Origin of the sequence: Micromonospora sp. NPDC127501 (assembly GCF_040302185.1) — a bacterium.
Classification (GTDB): domain Bacteria; phylum Actinomycetota; class Actinomycetes; order Mycobacteriales; family Micromonosporaceae; genus Micromonospora.
The window spans coordinates 187,116-210,578 of sequence record NZ_JBEORJ010000002.1 but is presented as its reverse complement, the minus strand read 5'-3'; the positions used below and the strand labels follow the sequence as shown (position 1 = coordinate 210,578).

Genomic DNA, 23,463 nt, shown 5'->3' with positions numbered 1-23,463 from the left:
GGCGGGGCGGCTCAGCCGGTGGGCTGGTCGTTGCGGATCATCAGGGCGCTGCGCAGGCCGGTGATGTCCAGCACGCGGATCAGAAAGTCGCCCACGTGCGTCAGCATCAGCAGGCTCTGCGCGTGGCTGGCCTTGCGGCTGAGCACGACCAGGGTGCCCAGGCCCTGCGAGTCGCAGAAGGTGACGCCGCCGAGGTCGAGAACGATCCGCGGGGGTGGGTCGGCCAGCACCTCGTTGACGACGGTGGAGAGCTGGGCCGCCGTGAGCATGTCGATCTCACCGGCCAGGCGCAAGACTGCTTCGTCGCCCGTCCGGTGTAGCGTGATGGACAGTTCGGCACGATCCACCGGGTCAGCCTAGCGCGATCCGACCGACCTGGCCTGTCGAGGCCGCGAGCCGTCGCCGTCCAGGCCACGAGGCCCCCCGTGTCGGCGCTGCTGACCGGCGCGGGTCACAGGTGAGCCGGGTAACCCCACCACGGGGGGGCTGCTGGTTGACCGTCCGGCGCTGTCACAATGGCGGCATCGTGACCGACATCTTTCCCGCCGGATCCGGCCGCTACCCAGCCGACGCGCCGGCCTCCGAGGCCCTGTTCGACCGCGCCCGCGCCATCGTGCCGGGCGGGGTGAACTCCCCTGTGCGCGCCTTCCAGGCGGTCGGCGGCACCCCGCGTTTCATGGTCCGTGGCGAGGGCCCGTGGCTGTACGACGCCGACGGCCGCCGCTACGTCGACCTGGTCTGCTCCTGGGGTCCGCTGATCCTCGGGCACGCCCACCCGGAGGTGGTGGAGGCCGTCCAGGCAGCCGCCGCCCGGGGCACCAGCTTCGGCACGCCCACCCCCGGTGAGGTGGAGCTGGCCGCCGAGATCGTCGCCCGGACCCCGGTCGAGCAGGTCCGCCTGGTCAACTCCGGCACCGAGGCGACCATGTCGGCGATCCGGCTGGCCCGCGGCTTCACCGGCCGCTCGAAGATCGTCAAGTTCGCCGGCTGCTACCACGGCCACGTCGACGCGCTGCTCGCCGCCGCCGGCTCCGGCGTGGCCACCCTGGGCCTGCCCGACTCGCCCGGTGTGACCGGTGCGGCGGCCAGCGAGACCATCGTGCTCCCGTACAACGACATCCGGGCCGTCGAGGAGGCGTTCGCCGCCGAGGGCCAGCACATCGCCGCGGTGATCACCGAGGCCGCCGCCGGCAACATGGGCGTGGTGGCCCCCCGCGACGGCTTCAACCAGCAGCTCGCCCGGATCGCGCACGCACACGGCGCCCTGCTCGTGGTGGACGAGGTGATGACCGGGTTCCGGGTCTCCCGCGCCGGGTGGCACGGCCTCGACGCCTCCGACGCCGACCTGTGGACGTACGGCAAGGTCATGGGTGGTGGCCTGCCCGCCGCGGCGTTCGGCGGGCGCGCGGACATCATGGCGCGACTCGCGCCGGCCGGCCCGGTCTACCAGGCCGGCACCCTCTCCGGTAACCCGCTCGCCTGCGCCGCTGGCCTGGCGACCCTGCGGCTCGCCGACGACGCGCTGTACCAGCGCCTCGACGAGACGGCCGCGGTCGTGGGCAAGCTGGCGTCCGACGCGTTGGCCGCCGCCGGGGTCCCGCACCGACTGTCGTACGCGGGCAGCATGTTCTCGGTCTTCTTCACCGACGCCGACGTGGTCGACTACGACAGCGCGCGCACCCAGCAGGTGCCGGCGTTCAAGGCGTTCTTCCACGCGATGCTCGCCGCCGGCGTCTACCTGCCGCCGAGCGCGTTCGAGTCGTGGTTCGTGTCGGCGGCGCTGGACGACGCCGCTCTGGAACACATCGCCGACGCGCTGCCCACGGCGGCGAACGCGGCGGCAGCGGCCGGTCACGGGGGGTAGAAGACCTTGAGCAAGACGGTGGTCCACGTGCTTCGGCACGGCGAGGTGTACAACCCCGACCAGATCCTCTACGGCCGGCTGCCCGGTTTCCGCCTCTCCGAGCTGGGTGTGCAGATGGCCAAGGCCGCTGCGCAGGGCCTGGCCGAGCGGGAGATCGTGCACGTGGTGGCCAGCCCGCTGGAGCGCGCCCAGCAGACCGCCGAGCCGATCGCCGCCCAGTTCGGGCTGCCGGTCGGGGTGGACGAGCGGCTGATCGAGAGCGCCAACTGGTTCGAGGGCAAGAAGGTCTCCCCGGGTGACGGGTCGTTCCGCGACCCGCGCAACTGGTGGGTGCTGCGCGACCCGGTGACCCCGTCCTGGGGTGAGGCGTACCGGGTGATCGCCGAACGGATGTTCGCCGCCGTGCACGCCGCCCGGGTCGCCGCCGAGGGGCGCGAGGCGGTGCTGGTGTCGCACCAGCTCCCGATCTGGACGTTGCGTCGTTACGTCGAGCGCAAGCGGCTCTGGCACGACCCGCGCAAGCGGCAGTGCGGGCTGGCGAGTCTCACGTCGTTCCACTTCGACGGCGCGAAGGTGGCGGGCATCGGCTACAGCGAGCCGGCCGCGCACCTGATCGCTCTCTCCGCGACAGCCCGGACGGCCAAGGGGGCCTGATGAACGCCCGGAGGTGGACCGCCGGTCTGCTCGCCACCGTCGCCGCGGTGGCGCTGGTCGGCTGCACGTCGTCGAAGGCGCAGGAGAAGACCTGCACGACCACCACCGACGGGATCTTCGAGTGCGCACCGGACCAGCGCTCCGCACCTCCGAAGGTCGCCGGTGAGCTGCTGCTCGGCGGCAGCTACGACGTCAGCGAGGCGCGCGGTCAGGTCGTGGTGGTCAACTTCTGGGGTTCCTGGTGCGCGCCGTGCCGCGCCGAGGCGGACGACCTGGAAGCCGTCTACCAGGCCACCAAGGGTTCCGGGGTGAACTTCCTCGGCATCAACGTCCAGGATTCGCGGGACAAGGCCAAGGCGTTCGAGAAGGGCCGGGTCACCTATCCGAGCCTGTTCGACCCGTCCAGCAAGACGGCACTCGCGCTGGACATCCCGCCGAACAGCGTGCCGGCAACGGTGGTGCTCGACCGTGACGGTCGGATCGCCGCGGTGATCCGGGCCGCCGTCAAGCAGGAGGGCCTGCAACCGATCGTCGAACGGATCGCCGCCGAGAAGCCGGCGCCGAACTGATGGGTGAGACCTTCGAGGAGTTGGCCCTCAGCGGGCCGCTGCTGCTCGCCATCGGCGCGGCGGCGCTCGCCGGCCTGGTCAGCTTCCTCTCCCCGTGCGTGCTTCCCCTCGTCCCGGGTTATCTGTCGTACGTGACCGGCCTGGCCGGCGCCGACCTGGAGGGCCGGCGGCCGGAGGTCGATCCCACGCCGGCCAGCGGGGGTGTCGCGGTCAAGGAGCGGGTCGCGCGGGCCGGCGCGGTCAAGGGTCGGGTGCTCGCCGGGACGCTGCTCTTCATCGGCGGCTTCACAGTCGTCTTCGTGGCCACCGCGATCCTCTTCGCCAGCATCGGCCGGGTGTTCTTCGACTACAAGCGCGAGTTGCAGATCGGCGTCGGCCTGCTGATCATCGTGGCGGGGTTGAGCTACCTGGGGATGATCCCGGCCCTGCAACGGGAGTTCCGGATCTCCCGGTTGCCGTCGGCCGGCCTGCTCGGCGCACCGGTCTTCGGGGCGGTCTTCGCGCTCAGTTGGGTGCCCTGCACCGGCCCCACGCTCGGCGCGGTGATGGGCATGGCCACCGCCAGCGGCCAGAGCGACCGAGCCGTGGTGCTCGCCGTGGCGTACTGCCTCGGGTTGGGGATACCGTTCATCGTCTTCGGGCTGGGCTTCGAACGCCTGCTCGGGGTCTTCCGCGCCGTCCGGCGCAACAGCCGTTGGGTCACCCGGGTCGGCGGCGCCCTGCTCATCCTGATCGGTCTGGCCCTGGTCACCGGCGGATGGCAGAGCTTCGTGATCTGGCTGCAGACCACCGTCGGGGTGGGCGAGGTGAGCATCTGATGACGGTCGTCGACGACCGACCGGAGACCGCGGCGCCCGCGCCACGCCGCCGGCCGAACCGGCTGCTGGCCCTGCTGCGCAACTCGTGGCGGCAGCTCACCAGCATGCGTACGGCGCTGATCCTGCTCTTCCTGCTCGCGATCGCCGCCATCCCCGGCTCGGTGCTCCCGCAGCGCGGGATCAGCCCGGAGAAGGTCAACGAGTACTTCGTCGACCACCCGGACTGGGCCCCCCGACTGGACCGGATCGGCGCGTTCGAGGTCTTCGGTTCGGTCTGGTTCTCCGCGATCTACCTGCTGCTGTTCACCTCCCTGATCGGCTGCATCACGCCCCGGCTGCGCGACCACGTCCGCACGCTGCGGTCCCGGCCGCCGGCCGCGCCGAAGCGGATGGCCCGGTTGCCGCAGCACACCGTGCTGCCCGCCCCGCCCGGTGGGGCGGCGGCGATCGCGGAGGTGCTGCGCAAGCGCCGCTGGCGCGTCGAGGTACGCGGCGACGAGGTCTCCGCCGAGAAGGGCTACCTCAAGGAGACCGGCAACCTGCTGTTCCACACCTCGCTGATCGCGGTGCTGATCGGGGTGGCGCTCGGCTCCTGGTACGGCTGGAGCGGCAACCGGCTGCTGGTGGCCGGCGCGGACAACGCGTTCTGCAACACCCGCCAGCAGTACGCCGAGGCGAAGCTCGGCCCCCAGGTGGGCAGCGCCGACCTGCCCCGCTTCTGCCTGCGGCTGGACGATTTCGAGGCCCGGTTCCTGGCGTCCGGCCAGCCGGAGTTCTTCAACGCCACGGTCACCGTCGACGGCCCGGACGAGCCGACCCGCAGCGCCGACTTCTCGGTGAACTCGCCGCTGCGCCTGAAGGACGCGAGCGTCTACCTGCTCGGCCACGGGTACGCCCCGGTGATCCGCTACACCGACCGGTTCGGCAACAGCCAGATCAGTGACGAGCCGTTCCTGACCACCGGCGACATGGGCCTGACCAGCGAGGGGCTGGCGGCCTTCCCGGACGCGAACGTCGACCCGGCGACCGGCCAGCGCGCACCGGATCAGCAGATGGCGTTCACCGGCATCTACCTGCCCACGGCGCCCGAGCAGGCGCCGTTCGTCCGCTCGCAGTACCCGACCGAGCGCAACCCGGCGCTGAACCTGGTCGCCTACCGGGGCAACCTCGGCCTGGACGCCGGTATCCCCGGCTCGGTCTACCAACTCGACCAGCGGCAGGTGCGGGCCGGCAAGGTCAAGGAGGTCGGCACCAAACTGCTCCGCAAGGGCGAGACCTGGAAGCTGGACGACGGCACGACAGTCGAGTTCCTGGGCACCGAGCGGTACGTCACCCTCTCCGTCCGGCACGATCCCGGCTCGACGATGCTGCTGGTCAGCTGCGGCGTCCTGCTGGTCGGGCTGATGGGTTCGCTGTTCGGGAAGCGCCGCCGGGTGTTCTTCCGGGTGGTGCCGGCCGACCCCGGGGAAGGATCTCCGACGAGCGGTAGTAGCTTGGTGGAGGTCGGTGGGTTGCCGCGTACCGACTATCCAGGGTTCGCCGACGAGTTCACCCAGCTGGTCGCCGCCGTCAGCGGTGCCGAACGGGCTGGTGATGGCGCTGACTCCGCTGAGCGGGCCGGCGTGCGAGAAGGAGCCGAGTGATGTCCGCACTCTCCGACAATCTGGTGACCTTCGCGATCCTGGCGTACCTGGTCGCGATGATCGGCCATGCAGTCGAGTACGCGCTGGGCAACGTGCGTACCCGGGTCGCCACGGCGGCTCCGGTGCGCGAGTTGGTCGGTGCCGGCGGCGGTGTCGTCCCGACGCCGCCCGCGCCGGTCCCGTCGCCGCCCACGGTCGACCGTTCCGCAGGGCGGGCCCGGCTGGCAGGCCTGTTCGGGGTGGGCGCCACCGCGGTCGCCGCCGTGCTGCACCTGGCGGCGCTGGTCACCCGTGGGCTCGCCGCGGACCGGATGCCCTGGGGCAACATGTACGAGTTCGTGCTCACGGTGACGTTCATCGGGGTGGCCGCCTGGTTGGTGGTGCTCTGGAAGCGACCGTCGCTGCGCAAGCTCGGGCTGTTCCTCACCCTGGTGATGGTGCTGCTGGTCGCCACCGCCGAGCTGGTGCTGTACGTGCCGATCGTGCCGCTGGTGCCGGCGTTGAACTCGTACTGGTTCATCATCCACGTCTCGACGATCGTCTTCGCGTCCGGCATCTTCCTGCTCGGCGTGGTGCCGGCGGTCGGCTTCCTGATGCGCAGCGGGTACGAGCAGGGCAAGCGGAGCTTCCCGTACACCCTGGCCAAGCGGCTGCCCGGCGCGGCCGGCCTGGAGCGGCTGACCTTCGCGCTGCACGCCTTCGCGTTCCCGATCTTCACCTTCGCGGTGATCGCCGGTGCCATCTGGGCCGAGGCGGCCTGGGGTCGTCCGTGGGGTTGGGACCCGAAGGAGACCTGGGCGTTCATCTCCTGGGTGGTGTACGCCGGCTACCTGCACGCCCGGGCGACGCCCAGCGTGAAGCGCAACGTGGCCACCTGGATCGCGGTGCTCGGCTTCCTCACCATGCTGATGAACCTGTTCGGCGTGAACATCTTCTTCACCGGCCTGCACTCGTACGGTGGGCTGGACTGACACTGGCAACGCGGTGCGGGCCGGTGACGGATTCCGTCAGTGACCGGCCCGCGTCCACCGGATGGGTTGCCAGGCCCGCAACGACCGCTCGACCTGGATGGTGACCTGGTAGGACACCTCCGGTAGATCGGCCAGCTCGATCCGCTCACCGCGCATCGCCAGTTGGGCGTGCAGCTCCCGGGCGACGGCGTCACGAAGCTCGACCAGCAGGGGCGACAACCCGTCCGGGTCGCCGACGACGTACGCGTCCGACATGAATCCACTCTGCTCCCGCGTCCCGCCGTTCGGCCAGGCACCGTGAGATGTGTCCGCCGGGCTTGACCCGGCCCCGACCGGCGATGTGGGTGTCCCGCCCGAGCAGTTGCGGCACCTGGTGGCGTGCGCCCGCCGCCCGCACATCAGGGTGCACGTGCTGCCCCAGGGCGTGGGTCTGCACGCCGGCCTCTTCGGGCCGTTCATCCTCGGCCGCACCGTCGACGGCAGTTGGCTCGGCTTCCTCGACAACCAGACCGGCGGCACCGCCGTGGACGACATCAACGAGGTGGCGACCCTGCTCGGAAGGTGGGAGAGTCTGCGCAGTGACGCGCTGCCCCGGCAGCAGTCGATCGACCTGCTCGAGGAGATCGTGAAGCCATGGATCTGACCGGAGCCCGCTGGCACAAGTCCACCCGGAGCGGCAACGACGCTGGCGCATGCGTCGAGGTCGCCGACAACCTGGCCGGCCGGGTGCACGTCCGCGATTCCAAGGACCGCGACGGCGGCCTACTGACCTTCACCCCGGCCGCGTGGCGGGCCTTCGTCGAGCTGGTCCGCACCCACTGACCGGCCACTGAGCCGCGCAGCCGGCCGGCAGCCCGTGATCAGCCGCCGAACCAGCCGGGTACGTCGAGCCGGAACCAGTTGGCCGAGGCCATGGCGCGCAGGTCGTCCTCCAGGGCGGTGACCCGTTCCGGGCCGAGTGTGTCGGCCCACTGTGCCCGCAGCCGATCGAAGATCTCGGCCGAGCGGCGTAGCCCGTCGGCGCCGCGCGGGGTCACCCGGATCAGCCGCCGTCGGGCGTCGGAGGGGTCGTCGACCCGCTCCAGGTAGCCGACGGCCACCAACCGGTCGACGGTCTTGCCCGCGGCCTGCTTGGAGATGCCCAGGCGCTGGCCCAACTCGGTGGCGGTGGTGCCGTCCGCCCCGACCGCCTGGAGCACGAACCCGTGCAGCGGCCGCAGCTCCGGATGCCCCTCGCGGGCCAGCTCGGTGTGCAGGTCGTCGATCAGCGTCCGGAAGCCGGCCAGCAGCAGCAGCGGTAGCGCGAAGCCGGGGCGCGCGGGATCAGCGGTTGCCATGTTCGACAACCACGTTTACTATTTCGTCAACCACGTTGACTATCTTACGTTCCCCGATCCGGGTTCTGGAAAGCAGGTAACCATGTCCGTCTTCACCGCCCACACCGCCGAGACCGCGCCCGCCGCCGCCCGTCGGTCCATCGAAGGAGTACGCGGCCGGTTCGGCTGGTTGCCCGCCCCGGTGGCGCTGATGGCCGATTCGCCGCAGTTGCTCAGCGGTTTCCTCACCGCCAACGCGGGCTTCGAGCAGACCGATCTCACGCCGCTGGAGCGGGAGGTGGTCGTCCTGGCCGTCGCCACCACCAACGAGTGCCACGTCTGCGTCGCGCTGCACACCGGCACGCTCACCCGGCTCGGAGCGACCCCCGAGCTGATCGCCGCGCTACGCGGTGGCTCGGTGCTGCCCGACTCGCGCCTGGAGGCGCTGCGCCGCTTCACGCTGGCCGTGCTCGACCACCGGGGCGCAGTGCCGGACGACGAACTGGACGACTTCCTGGCTGCTGGCTTTCAGCCCCGACACGCGCTGGACGTGGTGCTCGGCGTGGGCGCGTACACCATCTCCACCTTCGCCAACCGGCTCACCCGAGCGCCGCTCGACCCGCCACTGGCCGCCCACGCCTGGACGCCGGCTGCCTGACCGGAGGCGCTGGCGAGTCGCTGCTCAGGCCGCCCCGAGGAAGTTCCGCAGCAGGGCGAGCATCTCGTCGGGGCGCTCCTCGTACAACCAGTGCCCGCAGTCCTCGATCACCTCGCCGCGGACCGTGTCGGCGTACCGGCGAACCTGCTCGGCGACCTGCCCGCCGAGGCTCGCCGCCGCCCCGACGGCCAGCACCGGCATGGTCAGCTTCGTGCCGCGGTACGCCGCGTTGTCCGCGACGTCCTGCTCGAACGCCCGAAAGTAGGCGAAGCTGGCCCGCAGGTGCGCCGGGTCGCGCAGGTGGCTGGCGAACTCCTCGATGTCGGGCGCGGCGATGCTGCCCTTGCGCACCATCAGCGCGTCGGTGAACTTGTCCACCCAGAGCGACTCCCGCCCGTTGACCAGCGCCTCCGGAAGCCCGTTGCCGAGGGAGAAGTAGCCGAAGTTCCACACCCCGGGCCCGGCCGAGGTGAGCGCGGGGAACGTGTAGATGCTCTCGTCGGGGATCGGCGCCTCGCTGAGCACCAGCCGGCTCACCCGCTGCGGATGGGCGGCGGTGTACGCGTACGCCACCATGGTCCCCAGGTCGTGCCCGACCAGCCGGAGGTCACCGGCCAGGCCGAGCTGATCGAGTAGTCCGTGCAGGTCGGCGGCGACCGTCTTCTTGTCGTACCCGTCGTCCGGGGCGTCGCTGCCCCCGAAGCCGCGCAGGTCGGGTGCGACCACGTCGAAGGAGCGCCCCAACTCGGGCAGCAGGTGCCGCCACATGTACCAGCACTGCGGATACCCGTGCAGCAGCACCAGTGGCGGGCCGGCACCCCCACGGACGTAGTTCATGGTGATCTGGCCGACCCGAGCCCGCCGCTCGGCGAACCCCGCCGGAACCCGTTCCACGTCCATCGTCGCCTCCGCCCGCCGTCCGCCCGCCCGGCTACCCGCTCAACCGCCCGCCATGCCCCGAGGTGCGGGCCATGAGCGTTGATCCACTCGCCTTCTGTGAAGCCGTGGTGTCCGGCGGCCTGGGGCACCGCGGTTTCCTGAAAGCCGAGTCGATCCAGACCCGCCGCCCGCCGCCCGCCGCCCGCCGCCCGCCGCCCGGGCCTGCCGCCCGGGCCTGCCGCCCGGGCCTGCCGCCCGGGCCTGCCGTCCGCCGCTGACAGGGGCGATCGCGAGCGTCACAGCACCCGGCTTGGGCCGTGCGGGACCCGGTGCGGGAGACTGGGCGACATGGCGGCTCGTGGCTTCCCGTACACCGATCTCAAGGACTTCATCGCGGCGCTGGAGCGCGCGGGGGAGTTGCGCAGGATCGACGTCCCGGTCGATCCGACCCTGGAGATCAGCGAGGTGGTCACCCGCACGGTGCGGGCCGGCGGCCCGGCGCTGCTCTTCGAGCGTCCGACCCGGGGCGAGATGCCGGTGGCGATCAACCTGTTCGGCACCGAGAAGCGGATGGCGATGGCCCTCGGCGTCGACTCGCTGGACGAGGTCGGTGCCCGGATCGGCGCGCTGATCAAGCCGGAGTTGCCGGTCGGCTGGTCGGGCATCCGAGAGGGCCTCGGCAAGGTCATGCAGCTCAAGTCGGTGCCGCCGCGCAAGGTGAAGACCGCCCCCTGCCAGGAGGTCGTCTACCGGGGCGAGGACGTCGACCTCAACCGGCTGCCGGGGTTGCAGGTCTGGCCCGACGACGGCGGGATCTTCCACAACTACGGGCTGACCCACACCAAGCACCCGGAGACCGGCAAGCGCAACCTCGGCCTGTACCGACTCCAGCAGCACGGCCGCAACACCCTGGGCATGCACTGGCAGATCCACAAGGACTCGACGGCACACCACGCGGTCGCCGAGCGACTCGGGCAGCGCCTGCCGGTCGCGGTCGCGATCGGCTGCGACCCGGTCGTCTCGTACGCGGCCAGCGCGCCGCTGCCCAGTGACATCGACGAGTACCTGTTCGCCGGGTTCCTGCGCGGCGAGCGGGTGGAGATGGTCGACTGCCTCACCGTGCCGTTGCAGGTGCCGGCGCACGCGCAGATCGTGCTGGAGGGCTACCTGGAGCCGGGTGAGCGGCTGCCCGAGGGGCCGTTCGGCGACCACACCGGTTTCTACACGCCGGTCGAGCCGTTCCCCGTGCTGCACATCGAGGCGATGACCATGCAGCGCAAGCCGGTCTACCACTCGATCGTCACCTCGAAGCCGCCGCAGGAGGACCACGGCCTCGGCAAGGCCACCGAGCGGATCTTCCAGCCGCTGCTCAAGCTGATGATCCCGGACATCGTCGACTACGACCTGCCGGCCGCCGGCGTCTTCCACAACTGCGCGATCGTCTCGATCCGCAAGCGCTACCCGAAGCACGCGCAGAAGGTGATGAACGCGATCTGGGGCGCGCACCTGATGTCGCTGACCAAGCTGATCGTGATCGTCGACGAGGACTGCGACGTGCACGACTACAACGAGGTCGCCTTCCGGGCCTTCGGCAACGTCGACTACGCCCGCGACCTGCTGCTCACCGAGGGTCCGGTGGACCACCTCGACCACTCGTCGTACCAGCAGTTCTGGGGCGGTAAGGCTGGCGTCGACGCGACCCGCAAGCTGCCCACCGAGGGTTACACCCGCGGTTGGCCGGAGGAAATGAGCATGAGCCCGGAAGTCACCGCCCTGGTCGACAAGCGCTGGAAGGAGTACGGGATCTGATGGCCGTCATCGACGCACCGGCGGCGAAGCCGGGCCGGACCAAGTCCTTCCTGAAGCTCGTCGCCGTCGAGCACTCCGTCTTCGCGCTGCCGTTCGCGTTCCTCTCCGCGCTGGCCGCGATGCAGGGTTCCGGCGGGCGGGTACGGTGGCTCGACCTGCTGTTGATCACCGTGGCGATGGTCGGGGCGCGGACGTTCGCGATGGCCGCCAACCGGATCCTCGACCGCAAGATCGACGCGCGGAACCCGCGTACCGCCGGCCGGGAACTGGTCACCGGAGCGGTGAGCGTGCGGACGGCCTGGACCGGCGCGGCCGTCGCACTTGTGGTCTTCCTCGTCGCCGCCGCCCTGCTCAACCCGCTCTGCCTGGTGCTCGCACCGCTCGCCGTGGTGCCGCTGGTCGTCTACCCCTACGCCAAGCGGTTCACCAACTGGCCGCACGCCATCCTCGGGATCGCCCAGGCGGTCGGCCCGGTCGGCGCCTGGTTGGCGGTCACCGGCACCCTGGACGGCTCCGGGCCGGCCTGGCTGCTCGGCGCGGCCGTGGGGCTGTGGATCGGCGGCTTCGACCTGATCTACGCCTGCCAGGATTCCGAGATCGACCGGGAGATCGGCGTGCACAGCTTGCCCGCCCGGTACGGTCGGCGCTTCGCGCTGCACGCCTCCACCGTCGCGCACGTGGTGACCTTCGCCCTGTTCATCTGGTTCGGTGCGCTGATCGGTCTCGGCTGGCTCTGGTGGATCGGACTGGCGCTGACCGCTGTGGCGTTCGGCTACCAGCACCTGGTGGTCACCCCGACCGACCTCAGCAAGGTCAACCGGGCGTTCTTCACCGCAAACGGGTTCGTCGGCATCGCGCTGTTCCTCTTCGCCCTGCTCGACCTGGTGGTCCGGCTCGGCCTGCGGCCCTGAGGCTGGGTGGTCCAGCTCGGCCTACGGCCCCGAGGCTGGCGGGGTGGTGCTGACCGGGTAGCGGGCGCTCTCGAAGGTCCAGTCGATGGTTCCGCGCACGGCGTTCGCGATCCCGTCGAGATGGTCGGCGACCGCCTCGTCCAACGTCGGGCCGAACGACGGCACCGCGGCTCGCAACGCGGTGAAGCGCCGCATCGCCTCCCGCCAGTGCTCGGCCGCCCGTTCCACCGCCTCCGCCTCCGGCACGCCCAGTTCGGCCTCGATGGCGAGGACCAGGTTGTGCCCGCCGGCGGTCACCCGGTCCCGTTCCAGCGAGGCCAGGTCGTTGTACCAGGACAGCAGGTCGTTGCCGGTGCGGGCGATCTGACGCAGCAGCGGGTGGTGGTAGACCGGGTCCGGCAGTGGCCGGCCGCTGACGAACTCCACAAGCGGGTACGACACCTCCGCCGCCGAGGTCGACCGACGTAGCTCGACGTACTCGTCCACGCTGGGACGGCGGCCGACCTCCTTGTTGACGGCCTCCTGCCAGGTGCCGTCGAGGTGCCGGGCCACCGCGTCGGCGAAACGCTGCCGCCACCGGGCCGGCATCCGGCGGCGCGGCTCCCGCCAGGCCAGCACCAGCAGTCGCCGCAGCGGGCCGGTCAGCCCGGCCTGCCGCAGTCGGGTGCCGTCGTGCAGCAGCGCCACGGTGCCGTTGCGCAGCGCCCGGATCTGCTCCGGCATCAACCGATTCGGCCCGTCGCAGGCGTCGTCGACCAGGAAGAACCAGGTGAACAGCGCGGCCAGCACCCGCAGGTCGGCTTCGGTCGCCGCCGGGTAGAGCCGTGCGGCGTACCGGGCGAAGGCGCCCCGGGACAGCCGGCGCAGCGCCGCGTCGTCCAGTGGAAGGCCAAGCCCGGGCAGCAGACCGAGCAGCCAGCCCTGCACACGGTCAGCGTGTGGTGGTGGAAGCCGGGGCGGGATCGGACACTCGGCACGCAGCGCCCGGAGGATCTCGCCGGTCGTCACCGATGCCTCCTCCTCGAGATGGTTCCGGTGCGAATCGCCAGCGGCAGCATGTCAGGTCGGTGGGAACCGCAGGTGCCCCGTCCGACATGTCGGACCGGACCCAACCCGGGGGTGCCCACCAGCGGATCAGCCGGACCAGGCAGGCTGGGGGCATGCGGGAACCATGGGTGGTCGGGGTCTCCGGTGCCTCCGGTACGCCGTACGCGGCGGCCGTCATCGGCGGACTGCTCGACGCGGGCGAGCCGGTGGACCTGATCGTGTCCCGGGCGGCACGGCTCACCGTGCTCGACGAGACCGGCCGGCCCTTCCGTGACGGGCACTGGGCCGAGGACCTCGCCGCCTGGCTGGACCGGGACCTCACCACGGCGGATGTGCGGCACTGGCCGGCCGGCGACCTGGCCGCCGGGCCGAGCAGCGGCTCCTACCGGGTACGCGGGATGGCGGTGGTCCCGGCCAGCACGGCCGCCTGCGCGGGAATCGCGATCGGGCTCTCCAAGGACCTGTTGCAGCGCGCCGCCGAGGTCAACCTCAAGGAACGCCGTCCCGTGGTGCTGGTCCCCCGGGAGACACCGGTGACCCGCAGCCACCTGGAGCACCTCATCGCCCTGCACGACGCGGGCGCTGTGGTGCTGCCGGCCAGCCCAGGCTTCTACGGCGCCGGCGCGGCGGCCAGCGCGCAGCAGCTGGTCGACTTCGTGGCCGGCAAGGTGCTGGACGCGCTCGGCGTCCCGCACACCCTGTTCCGGCGGTGGTCCGGCCAGCTCGGCGCAGCCCGAAGCTGAGCCGTCCGGCTCGTGCTGAGTCGTCCGCTCGCGCTGGGCACGGTTGTGCTGCTCAGTACGAGCGGCGCTGCCGCCCGGCGGTTGGCCGAAGCGGGACGCGGACCGGACTGGTGTCCGGTCCGCGTGGCGTTGTCCGCACCAGTTCAGTACATGCCGGCGTTGGCCGGACCCGGCCCCGTGGATGCCGCCGGCCCCACGTTGCGTGGTTTACCGACCTCATCCACCTCGTCCAGCATGCCCTCCCCCTCAAGCAGGGCTCGCACCTCGGATTCCCGAAACCGGCGATGCCCGCCTGGAGTCCGGATGCTTCCTATCCGGCCGGCCGCCGCCCATCTCGTCACAGTTTTCGGGTCTACCCGAAACAGCGCGGCGACCTCACCCGGTGTCAGCAGGCGATCTCCAGTGTCCACAGCCCCCTCCTCGCGTCGACGAAGCCCCCGGCTGAACACACTGCCCCCGGCTGGTGCGTAGCCCAGAGCCGTCATGAGGGACGTATGGCAATTACAGCACCAGGGACATGGCCTGTCCGCCCAAACGCGAAAAATGCACTGAGTGGGGAGTTAGTAATGTTACTGGTGCTACCTCTGCCCTGACCGGCGGTTTATGAACAGTGACTCACCGCTCAGTCCAACGGGTGCCGAAGGCCGCACGTTACGTGTCAGCAGTTAAGGTCACTCTCTGTGGATGCCATCGACCTGAGCCTCGTCGACCTGCTGCGCGGCAACGCCCGCCTCTCGTACGCCGAGCTGGCCCGACAGGTGGGCCTCTCGGCCCCGGCCGTGCACGAGCGGGTCGGCAAGCTGGAGAGCAGCGGCGTCGTCCGGGGCTACCGCGCGGACGTGGCCCCGGAGTCGATCGGGCTGGGCGTCACCGCGTTGATCGGCATCGTCGAGGACTCCGGTGCCGACAGCGACGACATGCTCGAGTCGCTGCGGGTGCTGCCCGAGATCGAGTCCTGCTACTTCATGGCCGGCGTGGAGTCTTTCCTGCTCAAGGCGCGGGTCGGCACGATCGCCGAGCTGGAGCAGTTGATCGTGCGGTTGAACCGGACGCCGGGGGTGGCCTCCACCCGTACCGCCATCGCGCTCTCCACCAAGTGGGAGAACCGCCCCCAGCCGGTCGGCCCGCCCGCGGCCTGACCGCCCGCGTACCCCTGGTGTCGCACCGGCGGCCGGCGGTAGCGTGCGCCGATGACGGAGCCGGCGCGTCCCGTGGCCGTGGTGACCGGCGCTGCCGGCGGCCTGGGCCGCGCCATCGCCACCGCGCTGCACACCGACGGTTGGTCGGTGCTGCTCACCGACCTTGACCCGGTGGCGGTGCAGAGCGCCGCGGCGCCGCTCGGTGGCTGGTCGGCCGCCCTGGACGTCCGGGACGAGGACGCCTGCGCCGCCATCGCCGCGAACGCGGCAGGCCGGGGCGACCTCGCCCTCTGGGTCAACAACGCCGGCATCCTGGTGACCGGGGCGTCGTGGGAGCACGACGCCGCGACCCGCCGTCGGGTGCTCGACGTGAACACCCACGGCGCCATGAACGGCACCCTCGCCGCGCTGACCGTGATGCGCGGGCAGGGCCACGGCCACGTGCTCAACGTCGTCTCGTTGGCCGGGCTGGTCGCCGCGCCCGGCGAGACGGTGTACGCGGCCAGCAAGCACGCCCTGCTGGCGTTCAGCCTCGGCACGCTGTCCGACCTGCGGATGGCCGGGTACCGGCGGGTGCACGTCTCCTGCCTCTGCCCGGACGGCATCTGGACCCCGATGCTGCACGACCGGCTGGACGACCCGGGGGCGGTGGCCTCGTTCACCGGGTCGATGCTGACCGCGCAGCAGGTGGCGGCCCGGGCGGTCCGGCTGGCCCGCCGGCCACGTCCGGTGGTCAGCCTGCCCCGCTGGCGGGGAGCGCAGGTGCGCCTGTTGGACGCCCTGCCCAGGTTGGCCGTCGCACTCACCCCGCTCGTCGGGGCCGCCGGCCGCGCCGGTCAGCGCCGCCAACGCCGCAGGTCAACGCCGCAGGACCGGCGCTGACCACAGCTCGCCCGCTTGCTAGGTTTCCGAACGTGACTCATCTCGACCGGTGCGACGAATCCAGCCGAACCTGGGTGACCGAGGCGATCGCCGCCGTCGAGGCAGACGCGAACCGGTCCGCCGACACCCACCTGCTGCCGTTCCCGCTGCCCCGGGAATGGGGGATCGACCTCTACCTCAAGGACGAGTCGTCACACCCCACCGGCTCGCTGAAGCACCGGCTGGCCCGCTCACTGTTCCTCTACGGGCTCTGCAACGGCTGGATCGGGCCGCGCACCACGATCGTCGAGGCGTCGTCGGGTTCCACGGCCGTCTCCGAGGCGTACTTCGCCCGGATGCTGGGCCTGCCCTTCATCGCGGTGATGCCCGCCTCCACCTCGCCCGAGAAGATCACGCAGATCGAGTTCCAGGGTGGCCGGTGCCACCTGGTGGACGACCCGGCGAGCGTGGTGGTCGAGGCCCGGTGGCTCGCCGAGGACTCCGGCGGGCACTTCATGGACCAGTTCACCTACGCCGAGCGGGCGACCGACTGGCGGGGCAACAACAACATCGCCGAGTCGATCTACGCGCAGTTGGAGCTGGAGCGGCACCCGATCCCCGCCTGGGTAGTGGTGGGCGCCGGCACCGGGGGCACCAGCGCGACCATCGGCCGCTACGCCCGGTACCGCCGGCTCGCCACCAAGCTCTGCGTCGTCGACCCGGAGAACTCGGCGTTCTACCCGGCCTGGCTGGCCGCCGACTGGTCGGTACGCACCGGGAAGGGATCCCGCATCGAGGGGATCGGCCGGCCCACCGTGGAGGCGTCGTTCCTGCCCTCGGTGGTGGACCGGATGGTCCAGGTGCCGGACGCGGCCTCCCTGGCCGCCATGCGCGCCGGATCGGCGCTGCTCGGTCGCCGGGTGGGCGGGTCCACCGGCACCAACCTGTGGGGCGCGTTCGGCCTGATCGCCGCGATGCTCGCCGAGGGCCGGACCGGCTCGGTGGTCACCCTGATCTGCGACCCGGGCGACCGGTACGCCGACACGTACTACGCCGACGACTGGGTGGCCGCCCAGGGCCTCGACCTGACCCCGCACCTGGCCACCATCGACCGCTTCCTGGCCAGCGGAGCCTGGCCCGCCTGAACCGGTCAGCGTGGCTCTGGTCCGCTCGAAGCGGTCACCGCAGCCTGGCCCGCTTCGGGGCCGTCAGTGGGACCTGACCCGCCGGCGGCCCATCGGCCGGCCCTGGCCCGTCGGGATGCTGGTCAGCGCGGGTCGATCCGTTCGGCCAGCCCGGGGTAACGCACCACGTAGCCGCTGTCGTCCAGATCGATGTCTGCCGTGAAGGTGCCGCTGGCGAAGCGCACCCGGCCCGGCCCGAGCCCGGTGTAGATCTGCTCGGCCGGCACCACCTCCAGGCCGGGCAGCAGCACCCAGGCAACGGTGATCCGGTGTGCCACGTCGGCCGGCTCGGCCGCCATCCGAAGCCGGTGGACCGGCAGGGTGTTGAACAGCGGCGAACCGCTCAGGTCGACGTCGAGGGCGTCGGCCAGCCGGTCCGGGTCGTCCGTACCCGGCAGACCGGCCCGGCGATGACCGGCCGCGACCAGGGCCGCGTCCAGGTCACCCTGCTCGGCGGTGGTCACCCGCCAGCGGCCGGCGGCCCGCTCCAGGGTCACCCGCCGCAGCCAGCCGAGACCCTCGGCCTCGACCTCGACCCGGGTGGTGGCCCAGTCCGGCGTGGTGGTCAGCTGGTAGCGGGCGGTCCACGGGATCGGGTCCACGGCGAGCAGAGTGCCCCGGGCCGCCAACCCGCGGCCGTCATCGAGCAGGACCTGCTCGCTGCCGGCGGTGTCAGTCCGGGACCAGAAGATTGACTTCGGCATGGTCGGCATGAGCCGGACGTTACGCGACCCGCCCGGTATCGGCAGGGCATGCGCGAACGCCGCCGCGAAGCCTGGGCTTCACGACGGCGTTCGGTGGATCAATCAGTGGGTACGCGCTGCCGGTCGCCCGCCGAAACCGCGCCGATCGTCACGCGGGCGGTCCTCGCGGGGCCGGTCGTCGCGGGGCCGGTCGTCCCGGACCCGGCTCTCCGGGCGGAACCCACCCCGAGCGTCCCGGTCGCCGAAGCGCCGCTCGCCCTGCGGCCGGTCGCCGAAGCGCCGCTCGCCGGTCGGTCGGTCGCCCCGACCGTCGCGGTCACCGAACTGCGGCCGGTCGCCGAACCGACGCTCGCCCTGCGGCCGGTCGCCGTACCCGCGGGTGTCCCGATCGGCGTAACGCCGCTCGCCCTGCGGCCGGTCGCCGTAGCTCCGGTCGCCCTGCGGCCGGTCGCTGTGCTGCCGGTCGCCGAAGCGGCGCTCACCCTGCGGGCGGTCACCGTAGCTCCGGTCACCCTGCGGCCGGTCGCCGAAGCGGCGCTCGCCGGTGGGCCGGTCGCCGTAGCGGCGCTCACCCTGCGGCCGGTCGCCGTAGCTCCGGTCACCCTGCGGGCGGTCGCTGTAGCTCCGGTCACCCTGCGGGCGGTCGCCGAAGCGGCGCTCGCCGGTGGGCCGGTCGCCGAAGCGCCGGTCACCCTGCGGGCGGTCGCCGTAGCGGCGCTCGCCTCCGGTGCGGTCCCCGAACCGACGTGGGCCGCCGGAGCGGTCGTCGAACCGGCGCGGGCCGCCGGAGCGGTCGCCGTAGCCCCGGGGCTCCGCCTCGACGCGGACCGGGACGCCACTGGGCTCGCGGGCGCCGACCAGCTCGGCCAACGCCGCGTCCCCGACCCGGACCCGGGTCTCGGCCGGCGCGACGCCGGCCTTCTCCATCATCGCCAGGGTGGTACGGCGCTGCTTGGGCAGCACCAGCGTGGCGACCGCGCCCGACTCGCCGGCCCGGGCGGTACGCCCCGCGCGGTGCAGGTAGTCCTTGGGGTCCTTCGGCGGGTCGACGTGCAGCACCAGGGTGACCCCGTCGACGTGGATGCCCCGCGCCGCCACGTCGGTGGCGACCAGCACGTTCATCCGGCCCTCACGGAACTCGGCGAGCGTCTTGGTGCGCATCCGCTGCGTCTTGCCGCCGTGCAGCCCACCGGCGCGTACGCCGACGGCCGCGAGCTGCTCGACCAGCCGGTCCACCCCGAGCTGGGTACGGGCGAAGACCATGGTCCGGCCATCCCGGGCGGCGATCGAGGCCGCCACCGGGAACTTCTCGTGCGGCGGGATCAACAGCATGTGGTGGTCCATGGTGGACACCGAGGCGGTGGACGGCGCCGTGGAGTGCGTGACCGGGTCGGTCATGAACCGCTTGACCAACGCGTCGACGTCACCGTCCAGGGTGGCCGAGAAGAGCAGCCGCTGACCGTTCGCGGGCGTCTTCGCCAGCAGATCGGTCACCTCGGGCAGGAAGCCCATGTCGGCCATCTGGTCGGCCTCGTCGAGCACCGTGACCTCGACGTCGTCGAGCTGGCAGATGCCCCGCTCGATGAGGTCGCCGAGCCGGCCCGGGGTGGCCACGATGATCTCCACGCCGCGGCGCAGCGCGTCGATCTGACGGTCGTACGGGACGCCGCCGACGGCGGTCTTAAGGAAGATGCCGACGGACTTGCCCAGCGGCACGAGGGCGTCGTTGACCTGCATGGCCAGCTCGCGGGTGGGCACCAGGACCAGGGCGCGCGGACGCATCGGCCGGGCCCGGTTGCGGTTGGCCAGCCGGGCGATCATCGGCAGCCCGAAGGCGAGCGTCTTGCCCGAACCGGTCTGCCCGCGGCCCAGCACGTCGCGGCCGGCGAGCGCGTCCGGAACGGTGGCCCGCTGGATCTCGAACGGGCTGGTGATGCCCTGCTGCGCCAGCGCGCGGACCAGCGGCTCGGGCAGGCCGAGGGAGGCGAAGCTGATCGGTTCGGCGATCTCGGTCGGCTCGGCCTGCGCGGTCGCCACCGGCGCGGTGTCGGCCTCGCTCGGCAGGACGTCGAGCTGCTCCCGGGCGGTGTCGGTCGCCGGGACTGAGTTGAAAACGGACGTAACGGTGCTGGGGTCAGCAGAGGTGGTCAACAAAAACCTTTCGAGCGGGGCGCATCTTCGCGATGGCCTGCCGCGGCTGTACCGCCGGATCGCCCGCAAGATCGCCCAGGGGCGCACACCACGCGCGCCGGGTCAGTGATCTCAGCCAGTGTACGGCGGTCTGGCGAAGCCGCCAGCCGGTTGACCGACCGTAGTGGGCGGACTCACCATCGCCGGCACTCGCTGGCTCACCCCTTGAGCACGCTGCCCACCAGACCGTCCAGGGCGTCGCCAGCCAGCAGAACGACCATGACACTGATCGCCACCAGCAGCCCCAGAGCGGCGGCCAGGACGATCATCACCCGGGCGTTACTGGACCGCTCGGCCGGCGTGTCGGACCAGCCCTGGGCCAGGATGTGCCCGGTCAGCGACCCGGAGGTCTCCACCGCGTTGGCCGGTATCGCGACAGTGGTGAAGCCGGCGCCCTCGCCGTTGCCGTAGACGGTGCCGGCCAGGTCGGTGCGACCGTCGTGCCGCCCACCACGGGTGCCGGCAGCGTCCCGTCCGGCGGACCCAGCCGGTGGGCCGCTCGGTGACGCGGTCACCCGGGAGTTTCCGCTGTTGCCGGTCGGCGAATGGGTCCCGGCGGTCGACGGTGGCCAGCTCGGCAGCGCTGGTGCGGGCACCTCCGGCGGCGCGGAGGCGGTTGCCCCGGCCCATCCGGCGCCGGACGTCGGGCGGGTCGCCCCACCGGGGGACGGCCACCCGGCCGGTGGTGCGGAGACCGAGGCGCTGGCCCGTACGCCGGGCGTGTCGGTCATCGCCGGCGGCGGCGGGAACGGCGGTGCCGGCATCGGGCCGGGCGGGGCCGGTGGTGCCGGCACCGGCGGACCGGGTGGCGGCAGCGGCGGGGTCGGGACGGGCGGCGTCGGCGGGCCGGGAATGGGCGGCACCGGCGAGGGCGGTGGGATGGGCGGGCCGGGAACGGGCGGGACCGGACCGGGCGGCGGCGTGGGTCGAGGACCCGGCGTCGGCACCGGACCGGGCGGGTACGGACCCGGGGCCGGCGCGGGCTCCGGTTCCGGTGGCGACGGCTCGGTCGGCCCGGGGCCGGGTGGCGTGGGGTCCGGCTCCGGCTCCGGAGTCGACGGCGTCGGGGGTTGGGCCGGCTCGGCACCCACCGGCGCGGCTCGATAGACGCCGGGCGCGCTCTCGCGACGGTCCGGGGTGCCCAGGTCGCTGGCAGTGCCCCGGCTGCTGCTCGGAACCGTGGCGCTGGCCCGGGCCGGCGCGGAGGAGTCGCTTCGCTGGCCCGGCAACGACACGTCGGCTGGGCTGGCCGAGCCGGTCGCACGGTAGGTGGTCGCGGTGACCGGAGCGCTGGCCGGCAGGTCACTGCGGAGCGCACCGGCGGTCACGACGCTGGCGCGTGCGCGTACCGGTGCGGCCGCCGGGCTCTGGCGCTCGTCGCCGCCGGCGGATGCGTCGTCATCGGCCTCGGTCGAGGCGTCCGCGACGACCGCTGCCGTGCCGCTGCCGACCGGGCCGCTGCCAGCCGGGGCGGCGTCGCTGTCAGCCGGGGCGGCGTCGCTGTCAGCCGGGGCGGCGTCGCTGTCAGCGGAGCCGGCGTCCGCCGAGCTGGTGTCGCTGGCTGTCGAGCTGGTGGCGGCCGGGCTGGCGTCGCTGGCGGCCACCGGGTCGGCGGTGTCCGGCCCTGGTGGGCCGGTCTGGTCGACCACGGGGTCGACAGTCTCCGCCGGATCTCTCTGCTCGGCCATTTCCGCCCTCCGCGCCATGCTCGCACCCGAACCCGTGACGTCGAGTCGGATGTGCCTGGTTGTCACGGTGCCACAGATCTTCCCGAGCGGACAGCCGGAGCCGGTCGTGGCGGATCAGCCCGTGGCGCTGGGGCTGCTCGTCGCGCTGCCACTGCCCGTCGCGCTCGTGCTGGCCTTCGGCGTGGTCGTCGGAGACGCGCTGGTCGGCGCGTTGCTCGGTGCCGAGGGCAGGGTCGTCGGAGTGTTGCTCGGGGTGTTCGACGGCTTCGGCGTGGTGCTGCCGGTCGGGGTCGGCGTCGGGGTGGTCGTCAGCGTCGGCGTCGGCGTGGGCGTCGGCTTGGTGGTCTTCGTGGGCGTCGGTGTCGGCGTCGGCTTGGTGGTCTTCGTGGGCGACGGTGTCGGCGTCGGCTTCGGGGGTGAGACGGGCGGCGTCGGATTGGTCACGACCGGGGGTGCCGGCACCGCTCCGATCACCCGGGTCGCGGCGTACAGCCGGGACCAGCGGACGACCGAGATCTTGACGACGTCCCCCGTGGTGGGCGCCTGCACCATCTTGCCGTTGCCGATGTACATGCCGACGTGGTGAATCGTCGTCCAGCTGCTGCCCGAGGCGAAGAAGAGCAGGTCGCCGGGGAGCAGCGCGCTCTGCGGGACGGTGCGGCCCCGGGTGGCGGCGTACTGGTCGCGGGAGACCCGGGGCAGGTCGAAGTAGTCGGCGCCGGGGGACCGGTACGCCGCCCACATCAGGCCGGAGCAGTCGAACTGGTTCGGGCCCTCCTCGGACCACTTGTACGGGTCGCCGAGCTGGGCGAGCGCGTACCGGACCGCAGCCAGTGCCCGGGGGTGCGCGGCCATGCCGCTGATGCTCTGGTTGGAGACGTAGCCGGCGCCGATCTGCTGCTCGGCGGCTTCCTGCTGACGTTCGATCTCGATCAGCGCGGCGGCGTTGTCCCGGCGCAGCTTGAGCAGGCTCGCCTCGGCGGTGCGGAGCGCCGCCTCACCGGCGGTGAACTCGGCCTCGGCGGAGGCGAGCATTTCCTTGGCCTGGGTGTGCTTCTGGTACGCGGCCTGCTCGCCGGCGCGAGCCCGGGACAGCTCCCCGGCCACGCCGGTGGTGCCGCCGTCGACCTTCTCGCCACGGGTGATCGCCTGGAGGCGGCTGAGCCCACGGATGTCCCGGGCGAAGTCGCCCGGCGGCAGCGCGGCGGCGGCCTTGACTGCCTCGGCGGCGGCGGTGTCGGCCGTCTGCTGGGCCCGGAGCAGCGCGTCCTGCGCGGTCGCCAGCGCCTTGCCGGCCGCGTCGACCTGCGCCTGCGCGTCGACGCGTTTCTGCCGGCTCACCAGCAACGCCTCGCCGAGCGCGCCGACCTGGGTCTCACCGGCGGAGATCGCGGTGGCCAGTGGGCCGTTGCCGATGTTGACCACCGGCGGGGCGGGCACGCCGGCGACCGGCGCGCCGCCGGGCAGCTGAAGCGAGCCGGTGACCGCCGGGCGCGAACCGGTGTCCGGCACGGTGGTCGGCACGCCGGGCTCCGCGTACGCGGGGGTGGCCAGCACGGCCGCGGCGATCGCGCCGAGCAGGGCGGCCCAGAGCTTCGGACGCAGGACCGGCGAGATCACCGGGCTCCGTCGTCGCTGCCGTCGCCCGCGCCCGCTGTAGACCATGCCGCTCCCCGTCCAACCGCTCGTCGCCGCGCTCGGTGGGCGCGACCGCCGGGACGGTACCAGTGTGTGTGTTCCGCCCCACCTTGTTACTACCGCACCTCGCCACTCATGTCGATGCGTTGCCGGGTTACGGGAGGCTGAGAGTCTGGT

Annotated in this window: 26 protein-coding genes; 16 read left to right on the top strand and 10 right to left on the bottom strand. The window is 72.4% G+C overall.

The genetic code is table 11. The annotated features are described in order from the left end of the window. Nucleotides 1-11: 11 nt before the first annotated feature. On the bottom strand, nucleotides 12-347 hold the full coding sequence (locus ABTW72_RS04950) for an STAS domain-containing protein (protein ID WP_007454492.1): 336 nt from the start codon (nucleotides 345-347) through the stop codon (nucleotides 12-14). A gap of 179 nt (nucleotides 348-526) precedes the next feature. Between ABTW72_RS04950 and hemL the strand changes: the two genes are divergently transcribed. The 6 genes from hemL to ccsB are packed head-to-tail and all read left to right on the top strand — an operon-like array spanning nucleotide 527 to nucleotide 6,519. Further along, nucleotides 527-1,864: a glutamate-1-semialdehyde 2,1-aminomutase gene (gene hemL, locus ABTW72_RS04945; RefSeq protein WP_124854177.1), complete on the top strand. Its 1,338-nt coding sequence runs from the start codon at nucleotides 527-529 to the stop codon at nucleotides 1,862-1,864. 6 nt (nucleotides 1,865-1,870) lie between these two features. Then, nucleotides 1,871-2,518: a histidine phosphatase family protein gene (locus tag ABTW72_RS04940; RefSeq protein WP_091395739.1), complete on the top strand. Its 648-nt coding sequence runs from the start codon at nucleotides 1,871-1,873 to the stop codon at nucleotides 2,516-2,518. Next, nucleotides 2,518-3,087, top strand: a complete 570-nt coding sequence (locus ABTW72_RS04935) for a TlpA family protein disulfide reductase (protein ID WP_350854418.1) — start codon at nucleotides 2,518-2,520, stop codon at nucleotides 3,085-3,087. The genes ABTW72_RS04940 and ABTW72_RS04935 overlap by 1 nt, the downstream gene beginning before the upstream one ends. Continuing rightward, nucleotides 3,087-3,905, top strand: coding sequence for a cytochrome c biogenesis CcdA family protein (locus ABTW72_RS04930; RefSeq protein ID WP_350854415.1), 819 nt, complete (start codon nucleotides 3,087-3,089; stop codon nucleotides 3,903-3,905). Before ABTW72_RS04935 ends, ABTW72_RS04930 begins: the two co-directional genes overlap by 1 nt. Next, nucleotides 3,905-5,548: a cytochrome c biogenesis protein ResB gene (gene resB, locus ABTW72_RS04925; RefSeq protein ID WP_350854412.1), complete on the top strand. Its 1,644-nt coding sequence runs from the start codon at nucleotides 3,905-3,907 to the stop codon at nucleotides 5,546-5,548. The genes ABTW72_RS04930 and resB overlap by 1 nt, the downstream gene beginning before the upstream one ends. Beyond that, nucleotides 5,548-6,519, top strand: a complete 972-nt coding sequence (gene ccsB / locus ABTW72_RS04920; RefSeq protein ID WP_350854409.1) for a c-type cytochrome biogenesis protein CcsB — start codon at nucleotides 5,548-5,550, stop codon at nucleotides 6,517-6,519. Before resB ends, ccsB begins: the two co-directional genes overlap by 1 nt. A 36-nt stretch (nucleotides 6,520-6,555) precedes the next feature. Here ccsB and ABTW72_RS04915 read toward each other — a convergent pair whose 3' ends face one another. After that, on the bottom strand, nucleotides 6,556-6,774 hold the full coding sequence (locus ABTW72_RS04915) for a hypothetical protein (RefSeq protein WP_350854406.1): 219 nt from the start codon (nucleotides 6,772-6,774) through the stop codon (nucleotides 6,556-6,558). Between the two features lie 49 nt (nucleotides 6,775-6,823). Between ABTW72_RS04915 and ABTW72_RS04910 the strand changes: the two genes are divergently transcribed. Together ABTW72_RS04910 and ABTW72_RS04905 are read left to right on the top strand one after the other, a co-directional pair. Beyond that, entirely contained in the window at nucleotides 6,824-7,162 is a 339-nt protein-coding gene (locus tag ABTW72_RS04910; protein ID WP_350854403.1) for a Scr1 family TA system antitoxin-like transcriptional regulator, read from the top strand. After that, nucleotides 7,153-7,341 (top strand): DUF397 domain-containing protein, encoded by a 189-nt coding sequence (locus ABTW72_RS04905; RefSeq protein ID WP_350854400.1) that lies wholly within the window; start codon nucleotides 7,153-7,155, stop codon nucleotides 7,339-7,341. The genes ABTW72_RS04910 and ABTW72_RS04905 overlap by 10 nt, the downstream gene beginning before the upstream one ends. A gap of 38 nt (nucleotides 7,342-7,379) precedes the next feature. Here ABTW72_RS04905 and ABTW72_RS04900 read toward each other — a convergent pair whose 3' ends face one another. Beyond that, nucleotides 7,380-7,856 (bottom strand): MarR family winged helix-turn-helix transcriptional regulator, encoded by a 477-nt coding sequence (locus tag ABTW72_RS04900; RefSeq protein WP_091395717.1) that lies wholly within the window; start codon nucleotides 7,854-7,856, stop codon nucleotides 7,380-7,382. A gap of 82 nt (nucleotides 7,857-7,938) precedes the next feature. On the opposite strand from ABTW72_RS04900, the gene ABTW72_RS04895 reads away from it, so the two are divergent. Beyond that, a complete protein-coding gene (locus tag ABTW72_RS04895; RefSeq protein ID WP_350854397.1) occupies nucleotides 7,939-8,493 on the top strand; it encodes a carboxymuconolactone decarboxylase family protein in 555 nt (184 codons plus the stop codon). Between the two features lie 24 nt (nucleotides 8,494-8,517). Here the strand turns inward: ABTW72_RS04895 and ABTW72_RS04890 are convergent, their stop codons facing one another. Beyond that, entirely contained in the window at nucleotides 8,518-9,393 is an 876-nt protein-coding gene (locus tag ABTW72_RS04890; protein WP_350854394.1) for an alpha/beta fold hydrolase, read from the bottom strand. A gap of 71 nt (nucleotides 9,394-9,464) precedes the next feature. Between ABTW72_RS04890 and ABTW72_RS04885 the strand changes: the two genes are divergently transcribed. From ABTW72_RS04885 to mqnP, 3 genes are all read left to right on the top strand, one after another. Continuing rightward, a complete protein-coding gene (locus ABTW72_RS04885; RefSeq protein ID WP_350854391.1) occupies nucleotides 9,465-9,650 on the top strand; it encodes a hypothetical protein in 186 nt (61 codons plus the stop codon). 70 nt (nucleotides 9,651-9,720) lie between these two features. Continuing rightward, nucleotides 9,721-11,181 (top strand): menaquinone biosynthesis decarboxylase, encoded by a 1,461-nt coding sequence (locus tag ABTW72_RS04880; RefSeq protein ID WP_350854388.1) that lies wholly within the window; start codon nucleotides 9,721-9,723, stop codon nucleotides 11,179-11,181. Further along, nucleotides 11,181-12,092: a menaquinone biosynthesis prenyltransferase MqnP gene (gene mqnP, locus ABTW72_RS04875; RefSeq protein WP_350854385.1), complete on the top strand. Its 912-nt coding sequence runs from the start codon at nucleotides 11,181-11,183 to the stop codon at nucleotides 12,090-12,092. The genes ABTW72_RS04880 and mqnP overlap by 1 nt, the downstream gene beginning before the upstream one ends. Nucleotides 12,093-12,113: 21 nt before the next feature. Here the strand turns inward: mqnP and ABTW72_RS04870 are convergent, their stop codons facing one another. Next, a complete protein-coding gene (locus tag ABTW72_RS04870) occupies nucleotides 12,114-13,100 on the bottom strand; it encodes a terpene synthase family protein (protein ID WP_350854382.1) in 987 nt (328 codons plus the stop codon). A 152-nt stretch (nucleotides 13,101-13,252) separates the two neighbouring features. Here ABTW72_RS04870 and ABTW72_RS04865 point away from each other — a divergent pair, with 152 nt between their 5' ends. Then, a complete protein-coding gene (locus tag ABTW72_RS04865; RefSeq protein WP_091395700.1) occupies nucleotides 13,253-13,882 on the top strand; it encodes a UbiX family flavin prenyltransferase in 630 nt (209 codons plus the stop codon). 143 nt (nucleotides 13,883-14,025) lie between these two features. Here ABTW72_RS04865 and ABTW72_RS04860 read toward each other — a convergent pair whose 3' ends face one another. Then, a complete protein-coding gene (locus tag ABTW72_RS04860) occupies nucleotides 14,026-14,292 on the bottom strand; it encodes a BldC family transcriptional regulator (protein ID WP_007454516.1) in 267 nt (88 codons plus the stop codon). Nucleotides 14,293-14,562: 270 nt separating this feature from the next. Between ABTW72_RS04860 and ABTW72_RS04855 the strand changes: the two genes are divergently transcribed. From ABTW72_RS04855 to cds1, 3 genes are read left to right on the top strand one after another with little or no spacing between them, the layout of a single operon-like run. Further along, entirely contained in the window at nucleotides 14,563-15,021 is a 459-nt protein-coding gene (locus tag ABTW72_RS04855) for an Lrp/AsnC family transcriptional regulator (RefSeq protein WP_091395696.1), read from the top strand. Nucleotides 15,022-15,072: 51 nt separating this feature from the next. After that, nucleotides 15,073-15,903, top strand: coding sequence for an SDR family NAD(P)-dependent oxidoreductase (locus tag ABTW72_RS04850; RefSeq protein ID WP_350854377.1), 831 nt, complete (start codon nucleotides 15,073-15,075; stop codon nucleotides 15,901-15,903). 32 nt (nucleotides 15,904-15,935) lie between these two features. Further along, nucleotides 15,936-17,027 carry an L-cysteine desulfhydrase Cds1 gene (gene cds1 / locus ABTW72_RS04845; RefSeq protein WP_350854374.1) on the top strand — a complete coding sequence of 364 codons (1,092 nt, stop codon included), beginning with the start codon at nucleotides 15,936-15,938 and terminating at the stop codon, nucleotides 17,025-17,027. A gap of 122 nt (nucleotides 17,028-17,149) precedes the next feature. Here cds1 and ABTW72_RS04840 read toward each other — a convergent pair whose 3' ends face one another. From ABTW72_RS04840 to ABTW72_RS04825, 4 genes are all read right to left on the bottom strand, one after another. Next, complete coding sequence (locus tag ABTW72_RS04840) at nucleotides 17,150-17,770, bottom strand: putative glycolipid-binding domain-containing protein (RefSeq protein WP_502892167.1); 621 nt, start codon at nucleotides 17,768-17,770, stop codon at nucleotides 17,150-17,152. 102 nt (nucleotides 17,771-17,872) lie between these two features. Beyond that, complete coding sequence (locus ABTW72_RS04835; RefSeq protein WP_350855400.1) at nucleotides 17,873-19,807, bottom strand: DEAD/DEAH box helicase; 1,935 nt, start codon at nucleotides 19,805-19,807, stop codon at nucleotides 17,873-17,875. Nucleotides 19,808-20,118: 311 nt separating this feature from the next. Next, a complete protein-coding gene (locus ABTW72_RS04830; protein WP_350854368.1) occupies nucleotides 20,119-21,648 on the bottom strand; it encodes a hypothetical protein in 1,530 nt (509 codons plus the stop codon). Nucleotides 21,649-21,762: 114 nt separating this feature from the next. After that, nucleotides 21,763-23,313: a C40 family peptidase gene (locus tag ABTW72_RS04825; RefSeq protein WP_350854365.1), complete on the bottom strand. Its 1,551-nt coding sequence runs from the start codon at nucleotides 23,311-23,313 to the stop codon at nucleotides 21,763-21,765. Nucleotides 23,314-23,463 lie beyond the last annotated feature (150 nt).

Bases quoted from the DNA above. Each gene is read 5' to 3' on its own strand.
- ABTW72_RS04880 (WP_350854388.1), top strand. From the start codon at position 9,721: ATGGCGGCTCGTGGCTTCCCGTACACCGATCTCAAGGACTTCATCGCG.
- ABTW72_RS04915 (WP_350854406.1), bottom strand. From the start codon at position 6,774: ATGTCGGACGCGTACGTCGTCGGCGACCCGGACGGGTTGTCGCCCCTG.
- ABTW72_RS04905 (WP_350854400.1), top strand. From the start codon at position 7,153: ATGGATCTGACCGGAGCCCGCTGGCACAAGTCCACCCGGAGCGGCAAC.
- ABTW72_RS04935 (WP_350854418.1), top strand. From the start codon at position 2,518: ATGAACGCCCGGAGGTGGACCGCCGGTCTGCTCGCCACCGTCGCCGCG.
- mqnP (WP_350854385.1), top strand. From the start codon at position 11,181: ATGGCCGTCATCGACGCACCGGCGGCGAAGCCGGGCCGGACCAAGTCC.
- ABTW72_RS04865 (WP_091395700.1), top strand. From the start codon at position 13,253: ATGCGGGAACCATGGGTGGTCGGGGTCTCCGGTGCCTCCGGTACGCCG.
- ABTW72_RS04930 (WP_350854415.1), top strand. From the start codon at position 3,087: ATGGGTGAGACCTTCGAGGAGTTGGCCCTCAGCGGGCCGCTGCTGCTC.
- ABTW72_RS04895 (WP_350854397.1), top strand. From the start codon at position 7,939: ATGTCCGTCTTCACCGCCCACACCGCCGAGACCGCGCCCGCCGCCGCC.
- ABTW72_RS04825 (WP_350854365.1), bottom strand. From the start codon at position 23,313: ATGGTCTACAGCGGGCGCGGGCGACGGCAGCGACGACGGAGCCCGGTG.
- ABTW72_RS04840 (WP_502892167.1), bottom strand. From the start codon at position 17,770: ATGCCGAAGTCAATCTTCTGGTCCCGGACTGACACCGCCGGCAGCGAG.
- resB (WP_350854412.1), top strand. From the start codon at position 3,905: ATGACGGTCGTCGACGACCGACCGGAGACCGCGGCGCCCGCGCCACGC.
- ccsB (WP_350854409.1), top strand. From the start codon at position 5,548: ATGTCCGCACTCTCCGACAATCTGGTGACCTTCGCGATCCTGGCGTAC.
- ABTW72_RS04890 (WP_350854394.1), bottom strand. From the start codon at position 9,393: ATGGACGTGGAACGGGTTCCGGCGGGGTTCGCCGAGCGGCGGGCTCGG.
- ABTW72_RS04830 (WP_350854368.1), bottom strand. From the start codon at position 21,648: ATGGCCGAGCAGAGAGATCCGGCGGAGACTGTCGACCCCGTGGTCGAC.
- ABTW72_RS04900 (WP_091395717.1), bottom strand. From the start codon at position 7,856: ATGGCAACCGCTGATCCCGCGCGCCCCGGCTTCGCGCTACCGCTGCTG.
- ABTW72_RS04885 (WP_350854391.1), top strand. From the start codon at position 9,465: ATGAGCGTTGATCCACTCGCCTTCTGTGAAGCCGTGGTGTCCGGCGGC.
- ABTW72_RS04850 (WP_350854377.1), top strand. From the start codon at position 15,073: ATGACGGAGCCGGCGCGTCCCGTGGCCGTGGTGACCGGCGCTGCCGGC.